The sequence below is a fragment of the Jeotgalibacillus sp. JSM ZJ347 genome, from assembly GCF_044383825.1.
Lineage (GTDB): Bacteria > Bacillota > Bacilli > Bacillales > Jeotgalibacillaceae > Jeotgalibacillus.
In genome coordinates this window covers 1-11,741 of record NZ_JBISEN010000010.1, presented here as the reverse complement: position 1 = coordinate 11,741, position 11,741 = coordinate 1, and the positions used below count along the sequence as shown (strand labels likewise).

11 protein-coding genes and 1 pseudogene are annotated in these 11,741 nt (G+C 45.4%); 11 read left to right on the top strand and 1 reads right to left on the bottom strand.

Annotation, left to right across the window (positions count from 1 at the left end):
• The first annotated feature begins 169 nt into the window (after positions 1-169).
• From ACH6CZ_RS15860 to cysK, 4 genes are all read left to right on the top strand, one after another.
• A complete protein-coding gene (locus tag ACH6CZ_RS15860; protein WP_374098420.1) occupies positions 170-937 on the top strand; it encodes a type III pantothenate kinase in 768 nt (255 codons plus the stop codon).
• 14 nt (positions 938-951) lie between these two features.
• On the top strand, positions 952-1,830 hold the full coding sequence (gene hslO, locus ACH6CZ_RS15855) for an Hsp33 family molecular chaperone HslO (RefSeq protein ID WP_374098419.1): 879 nt from the start codon (positions 952-954) through the stop codon (positions 1,828-1,830).
• Positions 1,831-1,833: 3 nt separating this feature from the next.
• Positions 1,834-2,742: a peptidyl-prolyl cis-trans isomerase gene (locus ACH6CZ_RS15850; RefSeq protein ID WP_374098418.1), complete on the top strand. Its 909-nt coding sequence runs from the start codon at positions 1,834-1,836 to the stop codon at positions 2,740-2,742.
• Positions 2,743-2,828: 86 nt separating this feature from the next.
• A complete protein-coding gene (gene cysK, locus ACH6CZ_RS15845) occupies positions 2,829-3,752 on the top strand; it encodes a cysteine synthase A (protein ID WP_374098417.1) in 924 nt (307 codons plus the stop codon).
• 326 nt (positions 3,753-4,078) lie between these two features.
• Here the strand turns inward: cysK and murB are convergent.
• Positions 4,079-4,978: pseudogene (gene murB, locus ACH6CZ_RS15840) on the bottom strand (UDP-N-acetylmuramate dehydrogenase); the annotation flags it as partial.
• Positions 4,979-5,180: 202 nt separating this feature from the next.
• Between murB and ACH6CZ_RS15835 the strand changes: the two are divergent.
• The 7 genes from ACH6CZ_RS15835 to lysS all read left to right on the top strand — a co-directional run bounded on the left by ACH6CZ_RS15835 (position 5,181) and on the right by lysS (position 11,386).
• A complete protein-coding gene (locus ACH6CZ_RS15835; protein WP_374098416.1) occupies positions 5,181-6,587 on the top strand; it encodes an anthranilate synthase component I family protein in 1,407 nt (468 codons plus the stop codon).
• Positions 6,584-7,174 carry an aminodeoxychorismate/anthranilate synthase component II gene (gene pabA / locus ACH6CZ_RS15830; RefSeq protein WP_374098415.1) on the top strand — a complete coding sequence of 197 codons (591 nt, stop codon included), beginning with the start codon at positions 6,584-6,586 and terminating at the stop codon, positions 7,172-7,174. The genes ACH6CZ_RS15835 and pabA overlap by 4 nt, the downstream gene beginning before the upstream one ends.
• Positions 7,171-8,013 carry an aminodeoxychorismate lyase gene (gene pabC / locus ACH6CZ_RS15825; protein ID WP_374098414.1) on the top strand — a complete coding sequence of 281 codons (843 nt, stop codon included), beginning with the start codon at positions 7,171-7,173 and terminating at the stop codon, positions 8,011-8,013. The genes pabA and pabC overlap by 4 nt, the downstream gene beginning before the upstream one ends.
• A gap of 9 nt (positions 8,014-8,022) precedes the next feature.
• Positions 8,023-8,835 (top strand): dihydropteroate synthase, encoded by an 813-nt coding sequence (folP, locus tag ACH6CZ_RS15820; RefSeq protein ID WP_374098413.1) that lies wholly within the window; start codon positions 8,023-8,025, stop codon positions 8,833-8,835.
• Between the two features lies 1 nt (position 8,836).
• Positions 8,837-9,199: a dihydroneopterin aldolase gene (gene folB / locus ACH6CZ_RS15815; protein WP_374098412.1), complete on the top strand. Its 363-nt coding sequence runs from the start codon at positions 8,837-8,839 to the stop codon at positions 9,197-9,199.
• A complete protein-coding gene (folK, locus tag ACH6CZ_RS15810; protein WP_374098411.1) occupies positions 9,200-9,721 on the top strand; it encodes a 2-amino-4-hydroxy-6-hydroxymethyldihydropteridine diphosphokinase in 522 nt (173 codons plus the stop codon). It abuts the gene before it with no gap.
• A 177-nt stretch (positions 9,722-9,898) separates the two neighbouring features.
• The gene (lysS, locus tag ACH6CZ_RS15805; RefSeq protein ID WP_374098410.1) at positions 9,899-11,386 is read left to right on the top strand and encodes a lysine--tRNA ligase; all 1,488 of its coding nucleotides are present in this window, start codon (positions 9,899-9,901) and stop codon (positions 11,384-11,386) included.
• Positions 11,387-11,741: the final 355 nt, after the last annotated feature.

The following is an 11,741-nucleotide window of genomic DNA, read 5'->3' as shown; positions in this document are numbered from 1 at the left end:
ATCAGATGTGAAAAATTTCTGATCGCATATGGATGATTTCGGATCACATTCTGATCGTAACCCTCCGCTCCGCGTCTTATGTCTGTCGGAGCTGAACAAGCGCCCTCCGCTTTTCTAAATATGGTAAAATACCATCAGTGTGTATTCTAATAAGGCGTGGTGAATAAGGATGTTGTTTGTATTAGATGTTGGGAATACCAATACAGTATTAGGGGTTTATGAGGGAGAAGAGCTTCGTTATCATTGGCGGGTTGAGACGAATCGTCATAAAACTGAAGATGAGTATGGGATGCTTGTTAAAAACTTGTTTGAGCATGTCGGACTGGCATTTTCAGATTTTGATGGTATCATCATTTCATCTGTTGTACCGCCTGTCATGTTCCCGCTTGAGCGGATGAGCCAGAAGTATTTTCATCTGAAACCGCTTGTTGTAGGTCCGGGTATGAAGACAGGTTTGAATATAAAATACGATAACCCGAAAGAAGTCGGGGCGGATAGAATCGTTAATGCGGTTGCCGGTATTAAAGAACACGGCGGATCGCTGATTATCGTTGATTTCGGAACGGCGACGACTTATTGCTATATTAATAAGGACCGTCAGTATATGGGAGGCGTCATTGCGCCGGGGATCGGCATTTCAACTGAAGCGCTGTATTCAAAAGCAGCGAAGCTTCCAAGAATTGAAATTGCACGTCCTGAGACAGTGGTCGGAAAAAGTACGGTTTCTGCGATGCAGGCTGGTATTGTTTACGGATATGTCGGACAGGTTGAAGGCATTGTCTCTCGTATGAAAAAAGAAGCAAATGAACCGGTTACGGTGATTGCCACAGGCGGTCTTGCTTCACTTATTGCCAAGGAATCAGATATTATAGATGTTGTTGATCCGTTTTTAACATTAAAAGGACTTCAGTTAATATATAAGCGCAATGCTGAATGAAAGGAGATTTTAACATGAAAGATTATATGATCCGCGCACTTGCTTATAATGATCAGGTACGCGCATATGCTGTAAATACAACGGCTGCTGTGCAGGAAGCCCAGGACCGTCACTACACATGGCCAACTGCTTCTGCTGCACTCGGCAGAGCAATGACTGCAGGTGTCATGATGGGTGCAATGCTGAAGGGGGACAGTAAATTAACTGTTAAAGTTGAAGGAAATGGCCCGCTCGGTATGATTTTAGTCGATAGTAATGCAAAGGGTGAAGTAAGAGGGTATGTAACAAACCCTCAGACCCACAAAGAATTGAATCAACAGGGTAAGCTGGATGTGCGCGGTGTTGTAGGTGATGAAGGAACACTCACAATCGTGAAAGACCTTGGCATGCGTGACAACTTCACAGGACAGGTGCCGCTTGTATCAGGTGAACTTGGTGAAGATTTCACTTATTATTTCGCTTCATCAGAACAGGTACCATCATCAGTTGGCGTTGGGGTACTTGTTAACCCTGACAATTCAATCCTTGCAGCCGGCGGTTTTATTATTCAATTAATGCCGGGAGCTGATGAGGAAACGATTGAAAAAATTGAAAAGCGTCTTGGCACGATTCCGCCTGTATCAAAAATGATTCAGGACGGTCTTTCACCCGAAGAGGTACTGAATACAGTACTTGGTGAAGGTAATGTACGTGTACTGGACTCAATGCCGGTTGCATTTGAATGTAACTGTTCAAAAGAACGCTTTGGCAATGCGATTGTCGGACTTGGTAAAGAAGAAATTCGTGACATGATCGAGGAAGATGGCAAAGCGGAAGCAGAGTGCCACTTCTGCCGTGAAAAGTATCATTACACGAAAGAAGAATTAGAAGCGTTTTTAGAAGAGGCGAACTAAGAGATGACAGAGGTTCGTAAAAGACGACTTAAAGCTAAGCCGCTTTTATATATCATTGGTTTTCTGATGGTGACGAATCTGATCTTTTTAATTGGCTGGATCACAAAAGACGGAGCACCACCAACTGCAGAGGCAGAGGTGGTGGCTCAGGTCGGTGATCAGGAAGTCACGCGTCAGGAATGGCTTCATGCCATTGAAGTCCGCCACGGAAAAGAAGTGCTTCAGCAGCTGATTAATCAGTCAGTGATGGAGCAGTCAGCAGAGAAGTATGATGTAGAAGTGTCAGAAGAAGAGCTCGACCAGGAATTATCGATGCTGCGTTCTGTACTGAATGTCTATGATCAGGCTTCACTTCCAAATGAAGATGTGCTGAAACAGGAATTAAAAACAGAATTGATTTTAGAAAAATTAATCACGACTGAAGCTGAGTTATCAGAAGAAGACCTTCGTACATACTATGAGGAAAATGAGTCACTCTATTCGGTTCCTGCGATGTATAGGCTTTCTCAAATTGTTGTGCCTACACAGGAAGACGCTGAAAAAGCGCTTGAAGAGCTGAGTGATGGATCTTCATTTGAAGCGGTCGCAAGGGAACGCTCGATTGACCCTGTTACTGCGAGTCAGGGAGGTCAGCTCGGGTTTATACCGGAAAATACGGAGACAGTGGACGCTGCAATTTTAGATGCGGCAGAAAGTGTATTGCCTGGCGAATACTCTGATGCTGTTCAGACTGCAGATGGTCTGACAATTGTCTATGTACATGAGCAGGTACCCGGCGTGAACTTTGAATTTGAAGAGGTCCGCGGTAAAATTGAACGTCAGCTGGCGCTTGAGCGGATGAGTACACCAGTAACGGCTGAATCTTTCTGGGATGAATATTCAATCGACTGGTTTTACGGCCCTGTTGAATAATCAAAATAGTTGAAATTTTGAACTTATATTGTTACATTTGCAGTATGTAAAACCGATCACATTACTAGGGATTAGGAGTGAGTAAAATGGTACGCATTGCAAATAATATTTCTGAATTAGTCGGTCAGACACCGATTGTTAAATTAAATCGCCTGACAGATGAAAACTCAGCAGAGGTTTATCTGAAGCTTGAGTATATGAATCCTGGAAGCAGTGTGAAGGATCGTATTGCCCTTTCAATGATTGAAGCGGCAGAGCGCGATGGTAACCTGAAAGAAGGCGACACGATTATTGAGCCGACCAGTGGGAACACGGGAATCGGTCTTGCGATGATTGCTGCAGCAAAAGGTTACCGTTCAGTCCTTGTGATGCCTGAAACAATGAGTATGGAAAGAAGAAATCTGCTGCGTGCATATGGTGCTGAGCTTGTATTGACACCTGGTCCGGACGGAATGAAAGGTGCGATTAAAAAAGCAGAAGAACTTGCAGCGGAAAAAGGATACTTTATGCCTCAGCAGTTCAAAAATGAAGCAAACCCTGAAATTCACCGACGCACAACGGGTAAAGAAATTGTTGAACAGATGGAACAGTTGGATGCTTTCGTATCAGGTATCGGTACCGGTGGAACAATTACCGGTGCAGGTCAGGTGCTGAAGGAGCATTATAAAGACGTGAAAGTCTATGCGGTAGAACCTGCGGATTCACCGATTTTATCAGGCGGAAATCCTGGTCCTCACAAAATTCAGGGGATTGGTGCAGGGTTTGTCCCTGATATTCTCGATACAAAAATTTATGATGAAGTGATTCAGGTCACAAACGACCAGTCATTTGAAACGGCACGGAGAGCGGCGAGAGAAGAAGGCATTCTCGGCGGTATTTCATCAGGCGCAGCGATTTACGCAGCACTTGAAGTGGCCAAGAAAATGGGTAAAGGTAAAAAAGTGTTAGCTGTCATTCCAAGTAACGGCGAACGCTACCTGAGCACACCGCTTTATCAGTTTGAAGATTAATATTGAGGGCAGTCTCTTAGCGGAGGCTGCTTTTTTGTTTGGGATTTTTGGCGGGGTGTTGCGTGGTGTGGTTCGAGGGAAAAACGGTGATGTTCGCGATATAACTGGTCGTGTTCGGCAAATATACTTGAAGGTTCGACGGAAAATCAGTGGTGTTCGACGTTTATCATGCAATGTTCACCACATAGTATCTTTTGACCTATGTCTCTTTCGCCTGCCGCCCGACTCTTTCCCTCTGGGTAGCGCTATCCTCCGATCCTGCAGGCCACTCTCAAAAACAAACAAAAACCGGAACCCATCCCAAAGGACAAATTCCGGCTCCAAATTTAAGCCCGGCCAATCACACGGACTTCTTTCTCCAAAACCACACCAAACTTCTCTTTTACTGTCTTCTGTACGTGCTTCACAAGGTTCAGGTAATCTTTCGCAGTCGCATCGCCCTTATTGACGATAAATCCTGCATGCTTCAGTGAAACCTGAGCGCCGCCGATCTGTACGCCTTGCAGGTTGGAATCCTGAATCAGCTTTCCTGCAAAGTGACCGGGTGGCCGTTTGAAGACGCTACCGCATGAAGGGTATTCCAGCGGCTGTTTGGATTCGCGCAGATACGTGAGCTCATCCATTTTTGCTTTGATCACGTGCTGTTCTCCTTTTTCAAGAATGAACTCAGCTTCAAGGGCGATCCAGTTGTTATCAGGAATCGCGCTTGTGCGGTAGTCGAATGCCATCTTTTCAGCAGGCAGTCTCTCCACATCGCCTTCCGGGGTAAGCACTGTGACGTGTGTGCATACATCCTTGATCTCACCGCCGTATGCGCCGGCATTCATATAGATCGCGCCGCCGACACTGCCAGGAATTCCGCATGCGAATTCCAGTCCGCTTAGTGAGTGGTCATGTGCAGCTCTTGATACATCAATAATTGGCGCACCTGCCTGGACGGTGATTTGCTCATGGTCTATCGTCATATTCGTCAGTGACGTTGTTAAAATAACAAGCCCTTCAATGCCGCCGTCCTGGATCAATACGTTGGATCCGTTGCCAAGTACCATCCATGGGAGGTTATTTTTTTTCGCAAAGGTAACGGCTTTCGTCAATTCTTCAATTGACTCAGGAATCGCAAGGTAGTCTGCATTCCCGCCGATTTTTGTATACGTATAATCTTTTAAAGGTACATTCTTTTGAATCATATTGTGCCTCCTGTGTAATTCTGCTTTCTGTAAGTATAATCACAGTTTGCAAGGGACGTTCGTCGTTTACATACAAAAGCTCCTCCTGCAGAAAAGAGCCTGCTGAAAGGAGCCGCTTTAATGAATAAAGTATATGGAAATTATGCGAAAACGTCAATTTTTTCTCAGATGTCCCTGTACCACCTGATGAATTGTTTCGTGTATGATTGATGCATAGTCTGCTTATCGGGAGTGAAACTTCTTGAGTTCATATACAATTACTTACCAAACAACAAAAACAACGATAGATACATTTTATTATACAGCGCAGAAGATGGCTGCGCATGAGGAGCGTCACCTGTTTTTAGAAAGTGGCAGGGGTGGCCGTTACAGTATTGCGGGAGTGAAGTCGTTTGCCTGGGCGAGCGGGAAGGAGGATCAGCTTTCCGTTTTTGAAAATGGTGAGGAGAAAACGTTCGAAGGAGATGTGCTGAAAAGTCTGCTTGAGTGGATGTCTCCTTATCGCATGGAGCCAATTGCAGAGCTTCCTGATTTTCAGGGGGGTGCGATTGGTTATATCAGCTATGATTACGTGCGTTCGATTGAAAAATTGCCGGAATCCGCAGAGGATGATCTTGGATTGCCGGATGTATGCTTTTTAATTTTTGACGAGTGGATGGTCTTTGATCATGAGACTGGTACGCTTTATTTTATGGTGCTGCACCATTACGCGGAGCCTGCGGATGAAAAGCTTGAACATTTAGTGCGTCAGTGGAAATCAGCTGAAACATCTGTTGCGCCTGAGCGAACTGCGCCACGAGAAACATCTGATGAGATGACTGTTTCAATGGAAGAAGCGTCATTTTGCGTGGCGGCTGAAGCGATTCGGCAGTATATTGCGCAGGGAGATGTATTCCAGGTGAACCTTTCTGTCCGTCAATCCAAGCCGCTTGCAGTAGAGGCATCAGACGTTTATGAGGAAGTGCGAAAGCTGAATCCGTCACCGTATATGTCTTACCTGCATTTACCGGATATGCAGATCGCTTCTGCTTCTCCTGAGCTTTTAGTGAAAAAAGCTGGAACAGAGCTGAGCACAAGACCCATTGCAGGCACGCGCTCACGCGGAAAAACACCTGAAGAAGATCAGTCGCTTGCAAATGAGTTAATTCATAACGAAAAAGAACGTGCTGAACATGTGATGCTTGTGGACCTTGAACGCAATGATCTAGGAAGAGTGAGTCAGTACGGTAGTGTGGAAGTCAACGAATTCATGGTGATTGAAAAGTATTCACACGTGATGCATATCGTCTCAAATGTCCGCGGTACACTCGATGAGCAGTATGATGAAGCGGATGTGATCAGAGCGGTATTCCCGGGAGGAACGATCACTGGGGCGCCGAAAGTCCGTACGATGGAAATCATAGAAGAGCTTGAGCCGGTAAGAAGAGGGCTTTATACAGGATCAATCGGCTGGATCGGCTTTAACGGCGATCTTGAATTAAATATCGTGATCCGTACCATGCTTGTAAAAGATGGACAGGCACACGTACAGGCAGGGGCCGGTGTAGTAATCGACTCCATTCCGAAAAGGGAGTATAAAGAATCGCTTAAAAAAGCACGCGCTCTCTGGCAGGCAAAGGATCAGGCGGAAGGAGTGACATCGCAGTGATTTTAATGATTGATAATTATGATTCATTTACTTATAACCTCGTTCAGTTTTTAGGTGAGCTTGGAGAAGAGCTTGTTGTAAAACGGAATGATGAAATCACGATTGAAGAAATCAGACAGCTGAATCCTGATTTTCTGATGATTTCACCGGGACCATGCAGTCCGGATGAAGCAGGAATCAGCCTTGAAGCGATCCGTACATTTGCAGGGGAGATACCGATTTTCGGCGTATGCCTCGGTCACCAGTCGATTGCACAGGTATTCGGCGGAAATGTCGTTCGCGCCACGCGTCTGATGCATGGAAAGACATCTGACATGTACCATGACGGAAAAGGCGTCTATAAAGACCTGCCAATGCCGTTCACTGCAACCCGCTACCATTCACTGATCGTTGAAAAGCATACGCTGCCGGATGAGCTGTTGATTACTTCCTGGACAGATCAGGGTGAAATCATGGGCATCCGCCACCAGACGCTTGCAGTTGAAGGGGTGCAGTTCCACCCGGAATCCATTATGACGGACCAGGGGAAAAGGCTGCTTCAAAACTTCCTTGATGCCTACCGCGTACGCGAGGCAGAAAGCGTATGAAACTCTGGTTAAATGGAGAGATCATAGAGGAAGCAGACGCACGTATATCGCCTTTTGATCACGGCTTTTTATACGGAATGGGTGCATTTGAGACGTTCCGTACGTACAATGGATCTCCGTTTTTAATTGCGGATCACTTGGAAAGACTACAGTTTGCGATGGGTGAAATGGGGATTGAGTCAGAATTGAGCTTAGCTGATCTCAAGCAGATGGTCACACAGCTGAGGGAGGCAAACGGCGGCAAAGACGGCTACTTCCGTCTAAATGTGTCTGCCGGTGTAAGGGGAATCGGACTTGATCCATCCCCCTACACTGAACCAGCGGTCATGCTGCTTCAAAAACCGCTCTCACCACCGCCTGCTGAACGTCACGCACAGTGGCTGAAGCTTCGCAGGAATACACCTGAAACGGAAATCAGGCTGAAATCGCATCATTATTTTAATAACCTTGCTGCAAGAAAAGAAGTGGCAGATCCGAAAACAGAGGGGATCTTTCTGTCTGAAGACGGCGTGATCTCAGAAGGGCTCGCGTCTAATGTCTATTGGGTAAAAGGTGAAACACTCTACACGCCTGACCTTTCAACCGGTATGCTTGGAGGCATCACGAGAAAAATGGTGCTTGCACTTGCGCGGGCTGAAGGTATACCGGTCAAAGAAGGACGCTTTACACCGGAAGAAGCAAAAGATGCCAGTGAGTGGTTTTTATCAAATTCTATTCAGGAAATTGTGCCAATTACGGAGTTTGAAGGGGAACGCTTTTCTGCAGATGGACCCGTTTATAGTAAATTAATATCTGAGTATCAAAAAAAGACAAAGCTTGAGCTGGAGTCAGTTAAATGAGGTGAAACAATGAAGGCGGGAGCGTATACGCTGGATTTTACGAAAAAAACATATGTCATGGGGATTTTAAATGCAACGCCTGATTCGTTTTCAGACGGCGGGCAATTCAACACGGTAGATGCAGCTGTTGCGCATGCAAAGCAAATGGCTGAAGACGGCGCTGACATCATTGATATTGGCGGGGAGTCGACGAGACCTGGTTATACGCCGGTATCAGTTGAAGAAGAGATCGAGCGGGTCGTGCCTGTCATTGAAGCAGTGCGCCGCGAAGTGGATCTGCCCATTTCGATTGATACATTTAAAGCAAAGACAGCTGAAGCGGCTGTAAAAGCAGGCGCGCATATGATCAATGACATCTGGGGTGCAAAATATGACCCTGCAATCGCTGAAGTGGCTGCAAAACACAACGTGCCGATTATATTAATGCATAATCGGGAAAAGCGTGACTATGAGCATTTCATGACAGATGTCGTGCGTGACCTTGAAGAAAGTATTGCGATTGCAAAGTCAGCTGGTGTAACAGATGAGCAGATTATTTTAGATCCGGGTGTCGGTTTTGCCAAATCATTTGAGCAGAATATAGAAGCGACAAGAGAAGTCGACCGTATTGTTTCAATGGGCTACCCGGTACTACTTGGGACTTCACGTAAGTCGATGATCGGAAATATTCTGGATCTGCCTTCAGAAGAGCGCACTGAAGGAACCGGTGCGACCGTATGCTACGGTGTACAAAAGGGCTGCCAGATCGTTCGTGTTCATGATGTAAAAGAAATTGTCCGTATGACCCGTGTAATGGATGTGCTAATCGGAAAGGGTGAGTGAAATGGATAAAATTAAAGTGAATGAAATGGAGTTTTACGGTTACCATGGTGTATTTACTGAAGAAACAAAGCTTGGCCAGCGATTCCGCGTCAATGCAGTCCTTGAGCTGGACCTGTCAAAATCAGCTGAGTCAGACAACGTGGAGGATTCCATCAACTACGCAGACGTCTACAATGTATGTAAGGAAATCGTAGAGGGTACACCTTACAAGCTGGTTGAAGCAGTTGCTGACAGAATCGCTTCGCGCATGCTAAGTGAATTTGACCTGCTCGACCGTGTCACGATTGAAGTGGTAAAGCCTGATCCCCCAATTCCGGGTCACTATAACTCAGTTGCCATTGAACTGACCCGGAGCAGAAGCTGAATGCATACAGCCTATCTGTCCCTTGGTTCAAATATTGGCAAGTCGAAAGAAAATCTTCAGGAAGCGGTGAAGCTGCTTGATGATGTTCCTTCTATAGAAGTGACAAGCGTGTCTTCCGTTTATGAAACAGATCCGGTCGGTTATACTGATCAGCAGGTGTTTTTAAATATCGCTGTAGCAGTAAAGACAAAGCTTGCCGCCGAAAATCTGCTGAATGAAACACAGCAGATCGAACAGTCTCTCGGCCGTGAGCGGAAGGTTCACTGGGGACCACGCATTATAGACCTTGACATTTTGCTATACAATACAGACAATATACAATCAGAAAGGCTCACCGTTCCGCATCCGTATATGCACGAACGCAGCTTCGTTCTTGTTCCGCTGAACGAAATCGCCCCTGAAGCTGTACACCTTCCGACGGGAAGTACAGTCAGTGAGCTGCTGCAGCAAACCGGTAGTGAGGGCGTTCGACTATGGAAAGAAACTATCTATCAGCGCAAAGAGAACTTTTTAGCGCTCTAAGATAAAACTGCCGTTTACAATAGGCAGTTTTTTTATGGAGAAGGAGAGGGCATCCACGTAGGAAAAAAGCCTTTAGGGGTGTACGCACGATTGATATTGTGTAAAATAGACAGGTATTCAAAAAGAACAGAGATATTATTTGAATCATAGATAAATGATCGAAAAGGAGTGACGAACATGAGTCAGGAAGAATTGAATGACCAGTTCCGCGTCAGACGCGAAAAAATGGAAGCAATACGTGAACAGGGTAACGATCCGTTCGGTAAACGCTTCGACCGTACACATGCTTCAGAAGAAATCAAATCACAATTTGGTGAGCTTTCTAAAGAAGACCTGGACGAAACAACACATGAGGTAACGGTTGCAGGACGTATCATGACAAAGCGTGGTAAAGGTAAGGCAGGCTTTGCGCATATCCAGGACCTTCAGGGGCAAATCCAGCTTTATGTACGTAAAGACGCTGTAGGAGAAGAAGCATATGAGCTATTCAACACTGCAGATCTTGGAGATATCGTAGGGGTAAACGGAACAATCTTCCGCACAAAAGTAGGCGAGCTTTCAATTAAAGCAACAAGCTTTGAGCTTTTATCAAAGTCACTTCGCCCGCTGCCTGAGAAGTTCCACGGCTTAAAAGATGTTGAGCAGCGCTACCGTCAGCGTTACCTTGACCTGATCACAAGTGAAGACAGCAAGAACACATTTATCGCCCGCAGTAAAATCATCCAGTCAATGAGACGCTACCTTGATAGCAACGGCTACCTTGAAGTAGAAACGCCAATGCTGCACTCGATTGCAGGTGGAGCGGCTGCACGTCCGTTCATTACACACCATAATGCACTGGATATGGAACTTTACATGCGTATCGCAATCGAGCTTCACCTGAAGCGTCTGATTGTCGGTGGCCTTGAAAAAGTATATGAAATCGGCCGCGTATTCCGTAACGAAGGAATCTCAACGCGTCACAACCCTGAGTTCACAATGATCGAGCTGTATGAAGCGTACGCAGACTACAACGACATTATGGATCTGACTGAAAACATGGTTGCCCATATCGCGCAGGAAGTACTCGGTACAACTGTCGTTCCTTATGGAGATTTCGAAGTTGACCTTACACCAAAGTGGACACGTCTCCATATGGTAGATGCAATTAAAAAAGAAACAGGTGTGGATTTCTGGCAGGAAATGACCAATGAAGAAGCACACGCGCTGGCTAAAGAACATGGAATCGACGTAAAAGATAACATGGAGTATGGTCATATCGTGAATGAATTCTTCGAGCAAAAGGTAGAAGAAACACTAATTCAGCCTACATTCATTTTTGGTCACCCAGTTGAAATCTCACCTCTTGCGAAGAAAAATCCAGAGGATGAGCGCTTTACTGACCGTTTTGAACTCTTCATCGTTGGCCGTGAACATGCTAATGCCTTCACAGAGTTGAACGATCCAATTGATCAGCGCGAACGTTTTGAAGCGCAGATGAAAGAAAAAGCAGAAGGTAACGATGAAGCGCACGAAATGGACGATGACTTCATTGAGGCGCTTGAGTATGGTATGCCACCAACGGGCGGACTCGGTATCGGGATCGACCGTCTGGTGATGCTGCTGACGAACTCTCCTTCAATTAGAGACGTACTGCTATTCCCGCTGATGCGTCACAGAGATTAACGAGTTGAACCGCTGCTTTTCGCAGCGGTTTTTCTTCTGAATAGATTTGATTCGGGATTCGACAATTTTACCTCTTGAGACGATCTTGAAATTAATTTTATCTTTTTGATAAAAAACTATTGTCACAATGTAAAAGCCGTGATATATTATTATTCGTTGCCGCAATAACAAACGGCAGCGACAAAAAATAAAGTGAAAAAAGTTGTTGACATCATACTTGAAAAGATGATAAGATAACTGAGTCGCCAAAAAACGACACACACTTCACTAAGAAGACATTGAACCTTGAAAACTAAACAACCAAACGTCAACGTTTAAGATTTTAAGTCTTTTTCGAATAAAAAAGACAATGAGC